At 58.6% G+C, this 19,383-nt stretch carries 18 protein-coding genes; 6 read left to right on the forward strand and 12 right to left on the reverse strand.

The features are described from left to right. Positions 1 to 23 precede the first annotated feature (23 nt). From BR48_RS0116140 to BR48_RS0116165, 6 genes are all read right to left on the reverse strand, one after another. Entirely contained in the window at positions 24 to 1,169 is a 1,146-nt protein-coding gene (locus tag BR48_RS0116140) for a biotin/lipoyl-binding protein (RefSeq protein WP_027232266.1), read from the reverse strand. Beyond that, a complete protein-coding gene (locus BR48_RS0116145) occupies positions 1,166 to 1,477 on the reverse strand; it encodes a DUF3302 domain-containing protein (RefSeq protein WP_081815912.1) in 312 nt (103 codons plus the stop codon). The genes BR48_RS0116140 and BR48_RS0116145 overlap by 4 nt, the downstream gene beginning before the upstream one ends. A 133-nt stretch (positions 1,478 to 1,610) precedes the next feature. Beyond that, a complete protein-coding gene (locus BR48_RS0116150) occupies positions 1,611 to 2,303 on the reverse strand; it encodes a D-lyxose/D-mannose family sugar isomerase (RefSeq protein ID WP_027232268.1) in 693 nt (230 codons plus the stop codon). A gap of 25 nt (positions 2,304 to 2,328) precedes the next feature. After that, on the reverse strand, positions 2,329 to 3,108 hold the full coding sequence (locus BR48_RS0116155) for an ATP-binding cassette domain-containing protein (RefSeq protein ID WP_027232269.1): 780 nt from the start codon (positions 3,106 to 3,108) through the stop codon (positions 2,329 to 2,331). Then, positions 3,108 to 4,190, reverse strand: coding sequence for an ABC transporter permease (locus tag BR48_RS0116160; RefSeq protein ID WP_027232270.1), 1,083 nt, complete (start codon positions 4,188 to 4,190; stop codon positions 3,108 to 3,110). Before BR48_RS0116160 ends, BR48_RS0116155 begins: the two co-directional genes overlap by 1 nt. Positions 4,191 to 4,282: 92 nt before the next feature. Next, the gene (locus tag BR48_RS0116165; protein ID WP_036814663.1) at positions 4,283 to 5,317 is read right to left on the reverse strand and encodes a sugar ABC transporter substrate-binding protein; all 1,035 of its coding nucleotides are present in this window, start codon (positions 5,315 to 5,317) and stop codon (positions 4,283 to 4,285) included. Positions 5,318 to 5,568: 251 nt separating this feature from the next. Here BR48_RS0116165 and BR48_RS0116170 point away from each other — a divergent pair, with 251 nt between their 5' ends. From BR48_RS0116170 to BR48_RS26860, 4 genes are all read left to right on the forward strand, one after another. Continuing rightward, positions 5,569 to 6,765 (forward strand): ROK family transcriptional regulator, encoded by a 1,197-nt coding sequence (locus tag BR48_RS0116170; protein ID WP_027232272.1) that lies wholly within the window; start codon positions 5,569 to 5,571, stop codon positions 6,763 to 6,765. A gap of 1 nt (position 6,766) precedes the next feature. Next, a complete protein-coding gene (locus BR48_RS0116175; RefSeq protein WP_027232273.1) occupies positions 6,767 to 7,210 on the forward strand; it encodes an RbsD/FucU domain-containing protein in 444 nt (147 codons plus the stop codon). Then, positions 7,207 to 8,142 (forward strand): carbohydrate kinase, encoded by a 936-nt coding sequence (locus BR48_RS0116180; protein WP_027232274.1) that lies wholly within the window; start codon positions 7,207 to 7,209, stop codon positions 8,140 to 8,142. Before BR48_RS0116175 ends, BR48_RS0116180 begins: the two co-directional genes overlap by 4 nt. Positions 8,143 to 8,355: 213 nt before the next feature. Then, complete coding sequence (locus BR48_RS26860; protein WP_348625694.1) at positions 8,356 to 8,541, forward strand: addiction module antidote protein; 186 nt, start codon at positions 8,356 to 8,358, stop codon at positions 8,539 to 8,541. A gap of 4 nt (positions 8,542 to 8,545) precedes the next feature. Here the strand turns inward: BR48_RS26860 and BR48_RS0116190 are convergent, their stop codons facing one another. The 4 genes from BR48_RS0116190 to BR48_RS0116205 all read right to left on the reverse strand — a co-directional run bounded on the left by BR48_RS0116190 (position 8,546) and on the right by BR48_RS0116205 (position 14,031). Next, positions 8,546 to 10,153, reverse strand: coding sequence for an ABC transporter ATP-binding protein (locus BR48_RS0116190; RefSeq protein WP_027232275.1), 1,608 nt, complete (start codon positions 10,151 to 10,153; stop codon positions 8,546 to 8,548). A 1-nt stretch (position 10,154) separates the two neighbouring features. Then, positions 10,155 to 11,294 (reverse strand): ABC transporter permease subunit, encoded by a 1,140-nt coding sequence (locus tag BR48_RS0116195; protein ID WP_027232276.1) that lies wholly within the window; start codon positions 11,292 to 11,294, stop codon positions 10,155 to 10,157. After that, positions 11,287 to 12,210: an oligopeptide ABC transporter permease OppB gene (oppB, locus tag BR48_RS0116200; protein ID WP_027232277.1), complete on the reverse strand. Its 924-nt coding sequence runs from the start codon at positions 12,208 to 12,210 to the stop codon at positions 11,287 to 11,289. The genes BR48_RS0116195 and oppB overlap by 8 nt, the downstream gene beginning before the upstream one ends. Before the next feature lie 225 nt (positions 12,211 to 12,435). Further along, positions 12,436 to 14,031, reverse strand: coding sequence for a peptide ABC transporter substrate-binding protein (locus BR48_RS0116205; protein ID WP_027232278.1), 1,596 nt, complete (start codon positions 14,029 to 14,031; stop codon positions 12,436 to 12,438). A 388-nt stretch (positions 14,032 to 14,419) separates the two neighbouring features. On the opposite strand from BR48_RS0116205, the gene BR48_RS25545 reads away from it, so the two are divergent. Then, the gene (locus BR48_RS25545) at positions 14,420 to 15,604 is read left to right on the forward strand and encodes a TIGR02281 family clan AA aspartic protease (protein ID WP_051615066.1); all 1,185 of its coding nucleotides are present in this window, start codon (positions 14,420 to 14,422) and stop codon (positions 15,602 to 15,604) included. A 143-nt stretch (positions 15,605 to 15,747) separates the two neighbouring features. Then, on the forward strand, positions 15,748 to 16,542 hold the full coding sequence (locus tag BR48_RS0116215; RefSeq protein WP_027232279.1) for a DUF1295 domain-containing protein: 795 nt from the start codon (positions 15,748 to 15,750) through the stop codon (positions 16,540 to 16,542). A 4-nt stretch (positions 16,543 to 16,546) separates the two neighbouring features. Here BR48_RS0116215 and BR48_RS0116220 read toward each other — a convergent pair whose 3' ends face one another. Beyond that, complete coding sequence (locus BR48_RS0116220) at positions 16,547 to 18,172, reverse strand: cisplatin damage response ATP-dependent DNA ligase (protein WP_027232280.1); 1,626 nt, start codon at positions 18,170 to 18,172, stop codon at positions 16,547 to 16,549. Continuing rightward, on the reverse strand, positions 18,172 to 19,179 hold the full coding sequence (locus BR48_RS0116225) for a ligase-associated DNA damage response exonuclease (RefSeq protein WP_027232281.1): 1,008 nt from the start codon (positions 19,177 to 19,179) through the stop codon (positions 18,172 to 18,174). The genes BR48_RS0116220 and BR48_RS0116225 overlap by 1 nt, the downstream gene beginning before the upstream one ends. Between the last annotated feature and the right edge of the window lie 204 nt (positions 19,180 to 19,383).

Raw genomic sequence — 19,383 nt, forward strand, 5'->3', positions numbered from 1 at the left:
CGGAGGAAGTATTTTCTTGGGGGCTACCGATCGAAGACGAGATAGTTTTCCCATGCACGCATTCTGAGCAGTATCCTGCGGATGATGGCGAGCGCCGCCATGCTTTTGGTATAAACAGCAACCTCCGCCGTTGCGCCACCCGGCAGATTATAGGCGGCGGCCTCCTCGCCAAGATCGATCACCGTAATCATGCGTCCAGGCGCTTGGCGGTCGGGAGCAAGGAGCGTACCCGAGGGTTCAAGCTGTCCCGTCGCCATGGTTTCAACCACGGTCTTTACCGTGCCGCGAAAGACCTGGCCTGGAACAGCTGCAAAGGAGATCTCTGCTTCGTCGCCGGCCGCGACCCGTTCCAGCGACAATTGATTGAAGGCCGCTGCAAAGACGCGTCGGTCGGTGTGCACAAAAGTCATGACAGGACGGAGCGGCAGGGAGACGGCCATCATCCCCGGATGCAGGAACACCTGCGCCGCATAGCCATCCGTTGGCGCGCGGTAGACGCTCTGCTCGAGATCGAACTCCGCTCGCGCCACCTCGGCCTCGAGTTGTGCGACCGTCGTATCGATACCACCGATCTGCGCGTTGGCGGCAAGACGCGCCTGATCGGCCTGTGCGGCGGCGCTCGCAAGCGCGCTTTCCGCTGCCAGATAGAGGTCGCGCCGGTTGACCACCTCAGCCTCAGAAAACGGCGCATCGCCCTTCCCGCCCGCCCGCGCGTTGGCCGTCGCATGCCGGTCGTAGTCATCCTTGGCGCGGTCGCGTGAATCGCGCGCGCCATCGACGGCTGCGTTGGCAGCCTTAAGCGCCGCCTGGCGTTCGAGTGCGTCCTGTTGTGCTTTGGCCAGAGCGGCTTTCCGGTGGGCGAGCGCATATTCGAAGGGGCGCGGATCGAGCCGGAACAGGACGTCGCCTTTCTTCACATGGGTATTGGGTGCGACGGGAACATCGACCACCTGGCCGTTGACGGCCGGGCTGATGGGCGTCGCATAAAAATAGAGCCGGGCCTCGCTCGTGAACGGGTGGTTATAGTTCATGGCGATGACGATGCCGCCGATGAGAACGACGCCGCCGAGCACGGTCGTCGTCAGTGTCCACTGATTGACCGGCAGCCGCAGGAGCCGGAATGCGACAATGCAGAGAGCCGCATAAAGGAGGCAAAGGAGCGTGGTCATTTCGCGGAGGGCCCGGTAACCTGCCGCTGTTCCAGCGCGGCAATCCGGTCTTCAAGCGCTTTCGACCCGCTAGAACCCATGCCCCACCCCCGGTCGGGCCGGTACATCATCGCCCAGATCCAGAGGAACGGCCAAATCGCGTGCAGCGTAAAGAGACTGACCCAACCTGCAGCTTCAATCGCATCCTGGTGCGGATGGTCGCGCGCCTTGGCTATCTTATAGGGAACATCGTGGATAGCGACAATGCCGTAGACGAGAGTAACGGCCAGAAAAAACAGAAGCGCGAGCGCAACATAGTCAAGCACAATATCAACCTCGCAATGGGTATATCAAATGCGAAGCGATTAGCTCGGATTGGTATGTTTAAAAAGTACGTAACCGTAACAAGGACCGAATCCCCGCCGCAAAAAAGCGGCGGGGAAGGTACCGGAAGCTGCTACCTCAGGCCGCGAGCCACTTGTCGTAATCGGAAACCAGCAGATGCAGCGGCGCTTCGTCTTCGTCGATCGACGAGAAACGGCCGATGGGCTCGCGAAAGATATTGTCGGTCAGATCGTCGTTGACGGTCGACACTTCGCCGATCAGCACGTCACCGCCTTCGCCCCAGAATGCATGCCAGTTGCCCGGTAGCAGGGTTACGCTTTCACCCGGCTGCAGCTTCAGCAAACCTCCAGCTTTCAGCTTGACGATACGTCCATCTGTCGCGACTTCGACATCGGTCTTCTCATCGACACTGCCGTCGGCGTTGGAATTGAAAAGTTCGAGCACAAGCGTGCCGCCGCCGCGGTTGATGATGTCTTCCGCCTTGACGATATGGCGGTGCATCGGGGACAGCTGCTTTTCGCGCGAGATCATGATCTTTTCCGCGTAGAGCATGCCGCCGCCCTTCTTCAGGTCTTCCTGGTTGCCATTGCGGGTCGTGAACAGAAAGAGGCCGAGTTCATCGAACTTGCCCTGCCCGTAGTCGGTAATGTCCCAACCGAGGCGGGCCTGCAGAATGGCCTTTGAATCGCTGGCGGTACGCGCCTTCAATTCCTCCGGTGACCAATAAGCGAAGGGCGGCATAACATAGCCGAAAGAGCGGATGAACTTGTCGCTCTCGCGGATGATTTCATTGACTTCGGAACGCTTCATTTTTCAAATTTTTCCTTCATGTAAATTACGCAACCAGTTCGGCCGGCGGGCTCTTTGCGCCAGTCATGAAAGCGACGGCGTCGGACATCGTATATTCCTTCGGATTGATGACGCAAAGACGTTTTCCGAGGCGATGAATATGAATTCTGTCGGCCACCTCGAAGACGTGCGGCATGTTGTGCGAAATCAGGACGATCGGAAGTCCGCGTTTCTTCACATCCTGAATGAGTTCAAGCACGCGCCGCGATTCCTTGACGCCGAGGGCAGCCGTCGGTTCATCCATGATCACCACCTTGGAGCCAAACGCCGCGGCACGGGCGACAGCAACGCCCTGGCGTTGCCCGCCCGAAAGCGTCTCCACCGCCTGGCCGATGTTCTGGATGGTCATCAGGCCGAGCTCCGTCAACTTGTCGCGCGCTCGCTTCTCCATGGCCTTGCGGTCAAGCATGCGGAACCACTTGCCCATGATGCCGGGCTTGCGGATCTCGCGGCCGAGAAACATGTTGTCGGCGATCGAAAGCGCCGGCGACAGGGCAAGATTCTGGTACACCGTCTCGATGCCTGCGTCGCGGGCTTCCATGGGAGAACGGAAGTGGATGGGCTTGCCGTCCAGCTTGATCTCGCCGTCATCGGGGTGGATAGCGCCGGAAATCGCCTTGATGAGGGAGGATTTTCCAGCGCCATTGTCGCCGATCACCGCGAGGACCTCGCCCTTATAGAGGTCGAAATCCGCGTAATCGAGAGCTGTGACCCGGCCGTAACGCTTGACCAGTCCACGAGCGGTTAGAAGGGGTTCGCTTTGCATCAGCCTGCTACCTTTCTGATCCACTGATCGATTGCGACGGCAAGGATGATCAGGACGCCGATGATCAGGTACGTCCATTGCACGTCAGTGCCGTACATGCGCATTCCGAACGAGAACACGCCGACGATGAGCGCGCCAAATAGCATGCCGAGGATGGAGCCGCGTCCGCCGAAGAGCGACATACCGCCGATCACCACGGCGGTGATCGATTCGATGTTGGCAAACTGGCCGATCTGCGGCGAAACCGAACCGTTGCGCCCGATGGAGGCCCACCCGGCCAGTGCACAGATGAGACCGGCAAGCACGTAGACAGTGATCACGACACGCTTCGTCCGGACGCCGGAAAGCTTCGCCGCCTCGGGATCGTCGCCGATGGCGTAAACGTGGCGGCCCCACGCCGTATGGTTGAGGACATACCAGAGAACGGCAATCAGAATGAGCATGGCAAAGACGCCATAGGTGAAAGTGGCCCCGCCAATATTGATCTTCTGACCGAAGAACTGGAGCAAGGGCGCGTTTGTCTCAATATCCTGGGCCCGGATCGTCTCATTGGCGGAATAGATGTATGTCGTTGCGAGGAAAATCTGCCAGGTGCCGAGGGTGACGATGAAGGGCGGCAGCTTCACGGTCGCGATAAGAAAACCGTTGATGAAGCCGCACAATGCGCCGAGCGCAACGCCGCAGAGGATCGCAAGTTCAACCGGCATTCCGTATCGAAAGGTGAACTGGCCCATGACCACTGAAGTCAGCACCATGATCGCGCCGACCGAAAGGTCGATGCCGGCGGTAAGCACGACCAAGGTTTGCGCCGCGCCGACGATACCGACAATGGCCACCTGCTGAAGAATAAGCGATAGCGCGAAGGGCGTGAAAAATCGCGACCCGACGATAACTGCGAAGATCAGCAGTGACAGGACGAGAACGATCAGGGGTACCGAGGCCGGACTCGAATGCAGAAAGTGCCGCAGCTTTTCGAGGGGGCTTCGCTCATGTTGGTCGAAGCTCGCGACCGTCGTCGCACTTTGCGACAGCACGCGCTCGAACTCTTGCCCGGTCTGAGATGTGGTGTTGGTTTCCGTCATGGCTGGGCCCTCCCTGAACCGCTGAAGTCGGAGAGAGGAGGTTACACCCTCCTCTCTCCCCCTGCTTGCTTTATTGCTGGCTCAAACCTGGATCAGCCCCAGCACTTGCCCATGCCGGTCTTGACATCAATGGACTCGAGGCCCTGAACCGGCTTGTCGGTTACGAGAGCAACGCCCGTGTCAAAGAACGACTTGCCTTCCGTGGGCTTCGGCTTTTCGCCGGTATCGGCGAATTTCTTGATCGCCTCGATGCCGAGGGATGCCATCAGCAGCGGATATTGCTGTGACGTCGCGCCAATGACGCCGGCCTCGACGTTCTTGACGCCTGGGCAGCCGCCGTCGACGGAAACGATGAGAACGTCTTTCTCCTTGCCAACAGCCTTCAGAGCCTCATAGGCGCCGGCAGCTGCCGGTTCATTGATCGTATGGACGACGGTGATGCTTGGGTCTTTCTGCAGAAGGCTTTCCATCGCCTTGCGGCCGCCTTCTTCATTGCCGTTGGTGACGTCATGGCCGACGATACGCGGGTCCTTTTCGTCGCCGATCTTGTTGATATCGACGACGTCGATGCCGAAGCCCTTCATGAAGCCCTGATCGCGCAAGACATCGACCGTTGGCTGCGACGGCGTCAGATCGAGGAAGGCAATCTTCGCGTCCTTCGCCTTGTCGCCGAGCGTACCGGCGGCCCACTTGCCGATCAGTTCGCCGGCGAGGAGGTTGTCGGTGGCGAAGGTTGCGTCGGCGGCATCAGCAGGGTCGAGCGGCGTATCCAGTGCGATGACCAGAAGGCCGGCGTCGCGCGCCTGCTTGACAGACGAAACGATGCCGGCCGTATCGGACGCAGTCAGCAGAATACCCTTGGCGCCGTCAGCGATACACGTCTCGATTGCAGCGACCTGGCTTTCGCTGTCGCCGTCGATCTTGCCGGCGTAAGTCTTCAGATTAACGCCAAGTTCCTTGGCTTTGGCGACGGCGCCTTCCTTCATTTTGACGAAGAACGGATTGGTGTCGGTCTTGGTGATCAGGCAGGCCCCGACATCCGCCGCCTGCGCCGGAGCAGCAAAAGCGGTAATCGCCACCGCGGCGGCACCAAAAACGCTTGATTTCAGATAAATGCTTCTGAGCATGTCACTTCCTCCCAAAAAATCGCGCCAGTCCGCGATAGGCCGGCGCCCTGCCGGTCCCTTGTTCAACTCCTAACAGCTCGGACAGTTATCCTCCCGGCCAAGTGTTCCGCCTAGCAAATACCACTCGCCTCGGGCTGTCAACATTAATAAATCACTCTGATTTAATATTGACACTCCGGCTTCATACCGCCATTGTCGGAAGACATCGGGAGGAGTCCCACTTGGGCATTCGAGCTACTGAGCGGGCAGGCATGGGAGGAACCAGGCCACCGCTTCACCACGGCACAAATCAAAGCGGGATGCGCGAGCACAATGAGCGCGTTGTGCTGTCGTTGCTGCGCCAGCATGGCAGCCTTGCCAAAACTGCGATTGCCCGGATGACAGGCCTCTCGGCACAAACCAGCTCTATCATCATGCGCATGCTTGAGGCGGATGAACTCCTGACCCGCGAAGAGCCCCTGCGCGGACGGATCGGCCAGCCACTTATTCCGATGTCCCTCAATCCGGAAGGTGCCTTCTTCCTCGGACTTAAGATCGGGCGGCGCAGCGCACATCTCGTTTTGATCGATTTTGTCGGCAACATCCGCTCGCTGTTGCATATTTCCTACGACTATCCAGCCCCTGAGCCGATCTTCGCATTTGCCGAGAAGGCGATCGACGATATGACAAAGGGCCTGACGGAGAGGCAGCGGGACAGAATTGCCGGCATCGGCATCGCCGCTCCGTTCGAACTCTGGAAATGGGCCGACACGCTCGGAGGTCCACAGGAAGTCATGGACCAATGGCGCGACTGCGATATCCGCGCGCGCATCGAAGCGCTCTGTCCCTATCCCGTTTACCTGCAGAACGACATGACGGCCGCCTGCGGCGCGGAACTCGTATTCGGCAAGACCAAGGACATCAGCGATTTCGTCTACTTCTATATCGGTTCGTTCATCGGCGGCGGCATCGTCATCAGCGGCAATCTCTATCCGGGGCGCAGCGGCAATGCCGGCGCGCTCGGCTCGATGCCGGTACCGGGACCCGACGGCGCGCCGCGCCAGCTGATCGATGTGGCCTCGATCACCGCACTCGAGAAGGTCGTCGCGAGCCTCGGCCGCGACCCCTCCCCGCTTTGGGCCTCGCCCGAGGATTGGGGGCCGATGGGCGGCGAACTCGACGCATGGATCAACCAGGCTTCCAAAGCCATCGCGCAGGCGGTTGTCGCTGCTTCATCCGTGGTGGATTTCGAGGCGGCGATCATCGACGGCTGGATGCCTGCAGACGTGCGCGCGCGAATCGTTGCCGCTGTACGCCTCCATGTCGGGACTTTCGATCTTGAAGGGCTGCAACTGCCGGCGATTTTCGAGGGGACTGTCGGCATCCACGCCCGCGCCATCGGGGCGGCCAGCCTTCCGCTCGCCGACCGCTTCCTGATCGGGCAGAAGATCTACAGGAAGGTGGACTGACATGCTCATCGGAATCCCGCCGATGCTGGGGCCGGAACTGCTTTTCACCCTGCGCTCTATGGGCCACGGCGACGAGATCGCACTTGTCGACGGCAATTACCCGGCGTTGGAACACGCAAGGCGCCTTATTCGTGCGGACGGCCTGCCGCTCATTCCCCTCCTCGACGCTATCCTGCAAGTCTTGCCCGTCGACGATTTCGTCCCGGAGGCGCTGTTTCGTGCCTCGGTAAAAGGCGATCCCGCTCTTGCAGATCCGGTACACGAAGAAATGACGCAAGTCTGTGCCCGCCGTACCAAGGGTTTCAAGCTTGTTGCACTGGCCGGCGATGCCTTCTATGCACGTGTAAAAGCCGCGCACACGATCATTGCGACAAGTGAACCGCGGCTCTACGCCAATATTATCATCCGCAAGGGTGTCATTTATCCAAGAGAGATTGACCTATGATTTTATGTTGTGGCGAGGCCCTGATCGACATGTTGCAGCGCAAGAGCGAGGCAGGAGAGCCTGCCTTTGCACCCTATGTGGGCGGCGCTGTTTTCAATACCGCCATCGCGCTCGGCCGGCTCGGAATTGCAACGGAGTTCTTTTCCGGAATTTCGTCGGATTTTTTCGGGCAGATGCTGCTCGACAGTCTCGCCGCCAACAAGGTCGGCACCACCTATGCCCATATTTCGGAGCAGCCGACGACCCTCGCTTTCGTCCGTTTGACCGACGGTCAGGCAAGCTACATGTTCTATGACGAAAACAGCGCCGGACGTTCGCTTGCAGTCGAACATCTGCCACAGCTGGGCGACGATATAACCGCCCTACAGTTTGGCGCGATTAGCCTTATCCCGGAGCCCTGCGGCTCGACCTATGAAGCGTTGATGGCACGCGAGCACGAGAAGCGTGTGACCATTCTTGACCCCAACATTCGCCCAGGCTTCATTCCTGACCGGGAAAAGCACATGGCCCGTATGCGCCGCATGATCGCCATGACCGACATCCTCAAGATCTCCGATGAGGACATGCGCTGGTTCGGCGAGAGCGGAACGATGGACGAGATCGCCCGGCGCTGGATCGTGCCGGCGAATAAGAGCGGACCGAAACTAATCCTCGTTACCCACGGCGCCGACGGTGTCACAGGTTATACGGCGGACCTTACAGTGCACGTCTCGGCCCAGAAAGTTCCCGTCGTCGATACGGTCGGCGCTGGCGATACCTTTACCGCCGGTGTACTGGCTTCCCTTGAAGAAGCGGGCCTTTTAACCAAGAACGCGGTCACGCGCCTCACTGAAGGCCAAGTCCGCGAGGCTTTGTCGCTGGGGGTGAAAGCGGCCGCGGTGACGGTATCGCGCGCGGGCGCTAATCCGCCGTGGCGATCAGAGTTGGTGTAGTTCGTTAAACAATTCTAGCGGTCTTTTTGCTTCTGGTCGGTGGTGACAAAAGATCGCAAAAACGCGATATAGCGCGGGCTCGGGCGATGGCATGGGAAAGGCAACGGATGTCTGAGGATACCAAATTCGACGCAGCGGAGTTTCTCGACAGCGACGACATGATCGCTGAATACCTCGCCGCCGCCCCTTGAAGATGGCAATCCTGACGTATTTATCGCAGCGCTCGGAGACGTCGCCAAGGCCCGGGGAATGGCCAAAATCGCCGAAGTATCGGGCCTGGGTCGAGAGAGCCTTTATAAAGCGCTCAGGCCCAGTTCAAAGCTTCGATACGAAACTGTCCAAAAAATTGTCAGCGCACTCGGGGTAAAGCTGACCGTTACCACGACGCGCGCTGCTTGAACTCTCATATTTCCAGATCGAACGCGGCGGCCATCAGGGTCTTCGTATAGTTCTGGGTCGGCGTTTCAAAAATGTCCTCGGTATCGCCTTCCTCGACAATCTTGCCGTTCTTCATGACGATGACGTAGTCGGACATTGCCTTGATCACTGCAAGGTCATGGCTGATGAATATGTAGGAGAGGTCGTGCTTGTCCTGGAGGTCTCGGAGAAGATCGATGACCTGTCCCTGCACGGAACGGTCGAGCGCTGACGTCGGCTCGTCGAGTATGACCACCTTCGGCTTGAGGATCACGGCGCGGGCAATGGCGATGCGCTGGCGCTGGCCGCCCGAAAACTCGTGCGGATAGCGATTGCGCGCTGCGGGATCGAGCCCGACCTCCTTGAGCGCAGCAATTGCCCGTTTGTCGCGCTCGGCGCGTGATAATTGCGGCTCGTGGATGAACAGGCCCTCGGTTATGATCTCACCGACGGTCTGGCGCGGCGACAGGGAACCGTATGGGTCCTGAAATACCAGCTGCAATTCGCGCCGCAGCGGGCGCATGGCGGATCGGTCGAAATTGGAGATATTCTTCGAGCCGAAATGATATTGGCCGCTGCTTGGCAGGAGCCGCAGCAGCGCCCTGCCCAGGGTCGATTTGCCTGAACCGGATTCGCCGACAATCCCGATTGTCTGGCCCTTTTTCAGCCGGACGCTAACGCCGTCTACCGCGCGGAACATGGTCTTCGCGCTGGTAAAGAATCCGCCGCCAATGGCGAAGTCGACCGCGACATTGCGCCCCTCAAGGATGATTGGCGCATTGTCGGCCGGCGGCTCCTTGGTGCCGCTCGGCTCGGCGGCAAGCAGCATCTTGGTATAATCCTCCTGCGGATTTTCAAAGATATCCTTGATGCTGCCGCGTTCGACGACGTCGCCGCGGCGCATAACGACGACGCGATCGGCGAAGTGCTTGACGATCCCGAGATCATGGGTGATCAGCACGATGGCCATGCCGAAACGCTTTTGCAGTGATCGCAACAGGTCGAGGATTTGGGCCTGGATCGTCACATCGAGGGCCGTGGTGGGCTCGTCGGCGATCAGCAGATCCGGTTCGTTGGCAAGGGCCATGGCGATCATGACGCGCTGGCGCTGTCCGCCTGACATTTCATGTGGATAGCTGTTGATGCGCCGCTCCGGGTCGGGGATGCCGACGAGCTTCAACAACTCCAGGACACGCACCTTTGCCTGCTTGAAAGTCATTCCCTTGTGGTGGACGAGCGGCTCGGCGATCTGGCGACCCACAGTATAGAGCGGATCCAGCGAGGTCATTGGTTCCTGAAAGATCATGGTGATCTTCGAACCGCGCACCTCGTTAAGGCGCTTCAGCGGCAGACCGACCAGTTCCTTGCCGCGGTATTTCGCTGAGCCCGTTACCCTGCCGTTCCTGGCAAGGAGGCCCATGATGCCCATCATGGTCTGGCTCTTGCCCGAGCCGGATTCACCGACGACCGCAAGGGTTTCGCCCGCTTTGACGTCGAGATCGATCCCCTTGACAGCATTGACGTCGCCGTCGGGTGTCGTGAAGTCGACCTTCAGCCCGCGTACGGACAAGATATTTTCTTTGGTGTCCGTCATATCAGCGGTCCTTCGGGTCGAGAGCATCGCGCAATCCGTCGCCAATGAAGTTGAGCGAGAACAGCGTCAGGACAAAGAAAATCGCGGGGAAGATCAGGAACCACGGTGAAGACTGCATCTTGTTGGCGCCGGCCGAGATCAATGCGCCCCAACTCGTCAACGGCTCCTGCACGCCCAATCCGAGGAAGGAAAGGAAGCTTTCGAGCAGGATGACTTTCGGCACCACCACAGTGACGAAAACGATGACCGGACCGATCGTGTTGGGAATGATGTGGCGGCGAATGATCTGCCAATCGGTCAGTCCCAGGGCTTGCGCAGCGCCGATGAATTCGCGGCGCTTCAGCGCGAGCGTCTGGCCGCGCACGATGCGGGCCATGTCGAGCCATTCCACCGCGCCGATCACCAGGAATATCAGGATAAAGCTGCGTCCGAAGAAAACGACAAGCACGACGACGAGAAAGACGAAGGGCAGCGAATAGAGAATTTCCACAAGACGCATCATCACATTGTCGAGACGCCCGCCGATATAACCGGAGATGGCACCGTAGACGACGCCGACAACCAGGGAAACCAGGCTGGCAAGCAAACCAACGGCGAGCGAGATTTGTCCGCCTAGCATGACGCGCGCCATGAGATCGCGGCCATTGTCGTCCGTGCCGAAAAGGAAATATTCGCGCTTGACCTCGCCCGCGAGCTTCAGGGTCTTGCCGTCATTTTCGGTGGCCGTGACCTTGGTGTTTTCGAACTCGTTGGCCCGGTCGAAATAGCGCGTAACGCGGGTATCGATCGGCTGCTCGGAGCTGACGCTCGCGGTGAAGTTGTTACCATCCACGGCAAACTCGTTCAGCTCGACGCGAGCCCGGCTTGCTACGCCCTTCATCACGTCGTTGAGGGTATCGGCCTTCGGATAGGCCTCGAGGCTCGGACCCATGTTTACGTAGGACGGAAACACCTGGTCATAGGTGTGGCTCAGGAAATAGGGACCGACAAAGGAAAATATCGTGATAAGCGCAAGCATGACGCAGCCGGCCATCGCCGCGTAATTGCGGCGAAAGCGCATGACTGCAAGTTGGAACAGGCTGCGACCCTTTGATTCCTCTGGAGGAATGGTGGTAGTGGGAACATCGATCAGATCAGTCATGACGGACCCTCGGATCAAGAAGGCCGTAGAGAATATCGACCACAAGATTGAAAACAATGACGAAAATGGCGACGAGTACGACCGTTCCCATCACTAGCGTATAGTCGCGATTAATTGCGCCCAGAACGAAATAGCGACCGACGCCGGGAATTGTGAAGATGGACTCGACGACCGCCGAGCCAGTCAGCAAGGCGGCGGCGCAAGGCGCGAGATAGGAAACGACCGGCAGGAGCGCGCCGCGCATGGCGTGGGTTACGACCACCACCTTCGCAGGCAGGCCGTAGGCGCGCGCGGTGCGGATGTGATCCGCATGGAGGGCCTCGATCATCGACCCGCGCGTAAGGCGAGCAAACACCGCGAGCTGGGGCAGGCCCAGCGTGATCACCGGGAGGATGAGGAATTTAAGCGATCCGTCGCCCCAGCCGCCGGCCGGAACCCAGGCAAGCATGAGAGCGAAGATCAGGGTCATGATCGGGCCGACGACAAAATTTGGCACGGTGACGCCGGTCGTTGCCACGGACATGACGAGGAAATCGATAAAACTGTTCTGCCTGAGCGCCGCGATTGTTCCGATCAACACACCGCCGATCAAGGCAAACAGCAAGGCGTAGGTACCAAGCTGGACCGAGTAAGGAAGACCTTTGCCAATGAGCTCGGCAATGGTGTTGTCCTTATAGATGTAGCTCGGCCCGAAATCGCCGGTAACCGCGTTCTTCAGGTACTGCAGATATTGGTTCCATAGCGGCTGATCGAGATGGTAGGCCCGCATCAGGTTTTCCATCGTCGCCGGCGGCAAAGGTCGTTCCAGGTTGAATGGTCCGCCTGGCGCAAAGCGCATGAGGAAAAAGGAAATCGTGACGACAATAAACAGCGTCGGCACGGCGCTCGCCAGTCGGCGAAGGACGAAATGAAACATCGAACTAGTCTCTTCTTCTTGTCGGAACAGTTCAAGAATGAGGTTGTGTTTCTCTCAACTTGAAGACTGCATCATCCCGTTGCACCGCGCAAATGGTTCCGCTCGGCCGACCCATGAGGATCACCGGTTTGGCGCTCTTGACTGTTGTTCTGTCGGAACGTGCCGCATTGCGAGCCGGGCAAACGAACGGCGCAACCCGGGAAAAACCGGGTTGCGCCCACGATGCTATTCGACGCTCAGATACTTGCTCAGATGTTCATTGTTGGCGTTGTCACCCCAACCCTTCACCTTGTCGGAGACGAGCCAGAGATTGGCATCGTTCATCAAGGGGGCGATGGGCTGATCCTTCATGATCAGCGCCTCGGCCTCATGCAGGATCTTGGAGCGGGCCGCGGGGTCGCGCTCCTCGTAGGACTTCTTCATCAGCGCATCGAATTCGGGGTTTTCATAGTGCCCGTAATTGAAGGTCTTGTTGGTGCTGACGTTGAGATTGAGAAAGTTCTCGGCGTCGGCATAGTCGGCGGTCCAGCCGGCGCGCGCAACGTTGAACTTGCCGCCTTCCTGCAGGTAGGCGTAGTGCGACGAAATATCGAGATTCATCAGCGTTACATTGGCGCCGAAGGTCTTCTTCCACATGTCGGCGACGGCTGTCGCAACCTTCTGGTGGTTCGGGTTGGTGTTGTAGCGGATTTCGATGTTGAGCGGCTTGCCGCCCTCGCCGTATCCGGCTTCCTTCATCAACTCGATAGCCTTGTCTTCGCGGTCAAGCTGCGACATTCCGGCGAAATCGGCCTTGGACGGCTCGCCATAATTTTCAAGGCCCGGAGGAACCAGCGAATAGACCGGAAGTTTCGTGCCGTCGTAAATGTCCTTGGCGAGGAAGTCGCGATCAACCGCCATCGACAAGGCGCGTCGCACGCGGGCATCGTTGAAGGGTTCGGTACGCGTGTCGAACGGATAATAATAGGTCGCGGCGGCAGGCGTCACATGAACCTGCTTCGGATTGGCGTCGCGCAGGCGCTTGATCTGGTCGGAGGAGAAATTATAGACGAGATCGAGTTCGCCGGCCTCGTAGCGGCGCAGGCCAGCGGCCTGGTCTTCGAGCGGGTAGAAGATGACCTTGTCGAGCTTTACGTTGGCAGCGTCCCAGTAGTTTTCGTTCTTCACGACCGTGAGGTGGTCATTCGGAACGTGCTCCACCAGCTTGAAGGCGCCATTGCCGACCAGCTTGCCTGGCTTGACGAATTCGGCGCCGTTCTTCTCGAAGCTCGCCTTGTTGACTGGCAGTGCGGACTGGTGCGACAGAAGTTCGATAAAGAAAGGCGTCGGGCGTTCCAGCGTGATTTCAAGCGTCTTGTCGTTGACGGCTTTCATGCCGAGCTGGTCCACCGGCATCTTGCCCTTGTTGATCGCTTCGGCATTCTTGATCGGATAAAGAATGTTGGCATAGCCGGCAGCCGTCTTCGGGTCTTCCTCACGCTGCATCGAGAAGATGAAATCTTCAGCAACGACCGGCGAACCATCGGACCACTTGGCGTTTTCACGCAGCTTGAACGTATAGACGAGGCCGTCGTCGGATACAGTCCAGCTTTCGGCTACGCCCGGAACGATCTTGCCATTGGCGTCATAGATCGTCAGGCCTTCGTAAAGATCCTTCAGTATGAAGGCTTCGATATCGATGGAAGTCTGTGACTGATCGAGGGTCTGCGGCTCACCGCTATTGCCGCGATGCAGCACGGCTTCGGCCAGCGCCGGGCTTGCCGCCATCATCAGCGATCCAAGCAGCATTGCCGCGCGGATATTCAGTTTCATAAAGGTCATTTTTCTTTTCCTTCCCCTCTAAGAGAATTGCGAAGGCATGAACAAATGACAAAATTTTCCCAAACGCAAGGAGGGTATAATACTTTAGTCGCAATATTTTGATCCCACGGGGCTTACGAGCACGTCAAAAAATTGTTGCACCATATGGACCAAATGGTCATTTGGCGGCGCTTTATCGGGAAAATGCGGCAGATTCGGAATCGGGACAGAACAACCGCGGATCATGTGGAAAACTGCTGTCTAGGACACGATTTCGGACGCGAAACCCATCGGATCGGCTGCCGGATAGCATAAATTCGTAGCACTTAGGTCGTATTTCATGGCTCCCACCTCCTGTTGCATAGTGGGTTACTCAAGACTTTTTCATAATGAATTTTGAAAGCGGCCCATGCTTAACGTCGATTGGAACGACCGGAACGGCGGAATGCCGCCACGCGAAACCTTCTGGAGCGCATACAGCTTCATTATCATCGTCATCTTGCTCATCGCAGCCGGTGGAATCGCGCTTTATTTATTCGGCGAAGACCTCTTGAATGGTCGTCCGTCGAAGGGCGTTGCGAGCCAAGCTCAGAACGGGATTTCACCGGAATTTTATGGGCGCTTCGATATTCAGCCCTTGCCTGCCGAGGTTGCGGGCAGCGGTTCCATGGCCAGGAATCTCGCCATCCTCGTAAGAGAACCGTGCGATTGGCAAGCCACTTATAAGTTTACGGACGACCTTCGCGAAGCAGGCTATCGCCGCGAGGCCGCGAAGGTCTTTCTGGCGTTTACCGCCAAGTGCAATCCCTCTGACGTCGCGCTCTACAATGCCGCGGACATATTGTACGGCCTGAGCGATCTGGATGCGGCGTTGAAGGTGTCGAGCGATCTCATCGTTATGTCGCCCGATTTGGCCCAGAACCATTACATGAGGGCACAAATTCTCGAGGACGCCAAGCGCTACCAGGAAGCCATAGACGAGTACGACTCGACAATTGGCCTGACCGATGATCTGAAATCGCTCAACAGCACCGTTTTTCGTAGATTGTCGCTGAGCTATGCGGCTCTCGGTCAATATTGCCAGGCCATCACGCCGATCCAGACATGGATCTCCATTGATCCATCTGAAAACGACACTCCGCGCACCCAATCGATCATCAAGGACTATAGCCGCAAGGGTAAATGTGCCGAAAGCTATGCCACGGGCAGCGATCGATTTCCCACCCAGGGGAAGGATGTCATCACCGCCCAGGTCAGTGTAAACGGCGTGACCGGAACATTCATCGTCGATACAGGTGCAAGCTCAGTCTCGCTCAGCAAGTCGTTTGCCGAGAGGGCCAAGATACGCCTTGGACGCGATCACATGGTCCGGTTGCAAACGGCGAACGGGATCGCCATGGCGCAGCGCACTTCGCTGGAAAAAGTGAAGCTTGGAAAAGTCGAGGCCGACGATGTAGCGGCTGTTGTTCATGCAGACGACCATGCCTTGGGTGACGGTACCGACGGCTTGCTCGGGCGCTCGTTCCTGTCGCGCTTCGACGTAACGTTCGGCGCCAAGGAATGGCGCATCGAGAGCAAGAAGCAACGCGACTGATTTCCCTGGCCAGACAGAGCGGCTAGTCGCTTTTGTGGCCGGTAGTCCGAATTGTCCGGCGTGACGTATACTCATGAGCGGTGAGTCGCTCGTTCCAGTGCGAGCTTCACTTCACGCGCAAGTTGGAAGGGGTTGTGGTTCCAATGTCGGCAGTTGCCATTCTAATTATCGCGACGATCGCATTCTCGGCGGTTATGGCGGTGGCGTGGCTGGTGCAGCGGGTCACTGGCAACGATGGATGGGCCGATGTATTCTGGTCCTTCGGTGTCGGAACGATAGCGGCGCTCGCCGTTTCTGCCTCAAGCGATATAGTTTCTGCCGACCGCAAATATCTGGTCATTGCACTCGTCCTCATCTGGTCCCTTCGACTCGGCGGCCACATTCTCGTCCGGACGTTGAAGAATGGCGACGATCCCCGCTATGTCAGGCTGCGGCACGAATGGGGACCCAATGCCGCTTCGCGCATGTTCTTCTTCCTGCAAAGCCAGGCCTTCGCCGGGGCGATGCTCGTAATCTGCGTCTACGTAGCGGCTTCACGTCCCGATGCGGAGCTCGAATTTCCGGATTATCTCGGCGCGCTGATCATGCTTGTTGCGCTCCTCGGCGAGACGGTCGCCGATTGGCAGCTAAGAACGTTTGCCAGAGATCCCGCTAACTACGGCAAGGTCTGCGATGTCGGACTTTGGGCATGGTCGCGCCATCCCAATTATTTCTTCGAGTGGCTTGGATGGACCTCCTATGTCTTTATCGGCGCCGATTTCGACGGCGACTATGCTCATGGCTGGCTGACATTGGTCGCGCCCGTCCTGATGTATGTGCTTCTGCGTCACGTTTCCGGGGTTCCGCCACTCGAGCAGCACATGCTGGCAACACGAGGGCGTGCCTTTCGCGACTATCAACGGCGCACCAGCATTTTCTTCCCGCGCCCGCCACGTTGACCAGTCAGTCGACCGCCTCGGTATCGCGCAGCAAGGCTTCAAGGGTTTCGAGCCGATCCGCCTCGATGGGCGGTTTGTCCCAGCGCAGGCGAGAGATACGCGGAAACCGCATGGCGACGCCCGACTTGTGGCGCTTCGAACGATTGAGCCCCTCGAAGGCGACTTCAAGCACAAGTCCATGTTCGGGCTCGGCCCGCACCGACCTCACCGGGCCAAAGCGTTCGGTGGTGTTGTTGCGCACATAGGCGTCGAGCCGTTTCAATTCCTCGTCGGTGAAACCGAAATAGGCCTTGCCGACAGGCACGAGATGCGGCTCCGTCTCAGGACCCGTCCAGACCGCAAAAGTATAGTCCGAATAGTAGCTCGAGCGCTTGCCATGGCCGCGCTGCGCGTAAACGAGCACAGCGTCGATGATGAACGGATCGCGCTTCCATTTGAACCACGGCCCCTTCGGCCTGCCGGGAACATAGGATGACGAGCGCTGCTTGAGCATAAGTCCTTCAATGATCGGATGTGGTGGGTTGCGCCGCAGTTCGACAAGATCTTCAAAACCAGCAAATGGAACGAGCGGTGATAGATCGAAGCGCGTTGGGTCGAGTATCTCGACGAACGTCTCGAGGCGTTCGCGGCGCTCGGCAAAGGGTAAAGCGCGGACATCATCAGGTCCGTCGAAAAGAATATCATAGACCCGCACGAAAGCCGGATGCGTTTCAAGTTGCCTGACCGAGACCGCCTTGCGGTTCAGCCTTTGCTGCAGGTCGCCAAATGCACCAATCTCGATACCGTCTTCGGCACTGCGACCGACGAGAAGTTCGCCGTCGAGCGTGCCTTCGAAATCCATGGCATCGGCGATATCCGGGAAGGCATGGGAGATATCGTCCCCCGTGCGCGAGTAGATGCGCCTTTGCCCGCCCTCCGCCGTCAACTGAACGCGGATACCGTCCCATTTCCATTCCGCCGCATAGTCTTCAGCATTGATGCGGGCATAGTCCGGCTCCTCCAGCGGGGTCGAGAGCATGACCGGACGGAAGGGAGCGGCGGCAACACTTTGCGGCTTCTCCGCGGTATTTTCCAGCCAGGCGAACAGCGCCTCATAGGGCGGCTTCAAGCCGTGCCAAAGTTCCTCGATCTCTACGACATCGACATTTCCGAACTGCGCCAGCGCCTGCTTGGCAAGGCGCGCCGACACGCCGATACGCAGGCCGCCGGTGGCGAGCTTGATCAGGGCATAGCGTGCCGAAGCGTCGAGTTGGTCGAGCCAGCGCTCGACCAGTCGGAGGGCGTCGCTGCGCGATGCCCGAGCGAGAGATGCGACGACATCGCCGAGCGAAGGCGCCGCATTGGCGCGCACCGCCTCATCCGCCGACCAGACAAGCGAAATGGTCTCGGCAAGGTCGCCGACATAGTCGTAGGAATAGGCGAAGAGCTGCTCATCGATGCGCTCATTTACCAGCGCGCGCAGCATCGCCGGCTTGACATTGGCAATGTCGAGATCGCCAGTGATGGCCGCTAGCGCAAGACCGCGATCGGGGTCCGGCGTCACTCGGAAGTAATCGACCAGCAAGGTGATCTTACCGTTGCGTGCCGGGGTAAGAACAAGCCGGTCGAGGAGTTGTGCAAATTCTTCCATCAGTCGCCCTCGTCCTCATAGCCGACGAGATGCAGCGGCCGCGCCGCGATATGGTTGAGGTCGCACCAGCGCACCAGCGCCTCCTCGCGGCCATGGGTGACCCAAACCTGCTTCGGCCCGAGATCGCCGATGGTCTGCGTGAGCTCATCCCAGTCGCAATGGTCCGAAAGAATGATCGGAAGTTCGACGCCCTGCTGACGCGCCCGCTGGCGGATACGCATCCAGCCCGAGGCGAAACATGACACAGGATCAGGAAAGCGGCGGGCCCAGCGGTCGAGAAAAGCCGATGGCGGCCCGACAATGATGGCTCCGCGAAAATCGGAACTTCCGTTCTCGACCGTCGCGGGCGCAAGCTTGCCGAGGTCGATGCCCTGCGACTGGTAATAGTCGCACAGCTTTGCCAGCGCGCCATGAATGTAGATCGTCTGGTCATAGCCGGCATCTCGGAGCATACGGATAACCCGCTGCGCCTTGCCGAGCGCATAGGCACCGACGAGGTGCGAACGCTCGGGAAACTGCTCGACAGATTTCAACAGCTTGGCGATCTCATCGCGACTGTCTGGATGGCGAAAGACCGGCAAAGCGAAGGTTGCTTCGGTGATGAAAACATCGCATGCAACTGGCTCGAAACCGAGGCAGGTCGGATCAGGACGCCGCTTGTAATCACCCGAGGCAACGATCCGCATTCCTTCCTTTTCAACAGCAATTTGGGCGGAACCAAGCACATGCCCCGCCGGATGGAAACTCACGGATACGCCATTGATTTCCGTGGTCTGGCCAAGCTCTGCTGCCTGGGTCTGGCCGGCGAAGCCCGCACCATAGCGCAGGGCCATGATATCGAGCGTCTGCCTTGTGGCCATGACCTTCGCATGTCCAGAGCGGGCATGATCGGAATGTCCGTGAGTGATCAACGCGCGGTCAACTGGGCGTACCGGATCGATATAGAAATCACCGGCCGGCGAGTAGAGCCCGGCGGGGGTCGAGCATAGGAGTGCTTCGGGGCGCATCATTGCAAATCGGGAGCGCGATACAGACACCCCCCTCTGTCCTGCCGGACATCTCCCCCACAAGGGGGGAGATTATAATGATGCAAACGAAATTGTTCTTCCGCGAACGTCGCCGGTTGATTGCGAGATTTCTGCAAGTCGATCTCCCCCCTTGTGGGGGAGATGTCCGGCAGGACAGAGGGGGGTAATATTGCCATCATCATC

It is taken from the genome of Phyllobacterium sp. UNC302MFCol5.2, assembly GCF_000686005.1.
GTDB lineage: Bacteria > Pseudomonadota > Alphaproteobacteria > Rhizobiales > Rhizobiaceae > Phyllobacterium > Phyllobacterium pellucidum.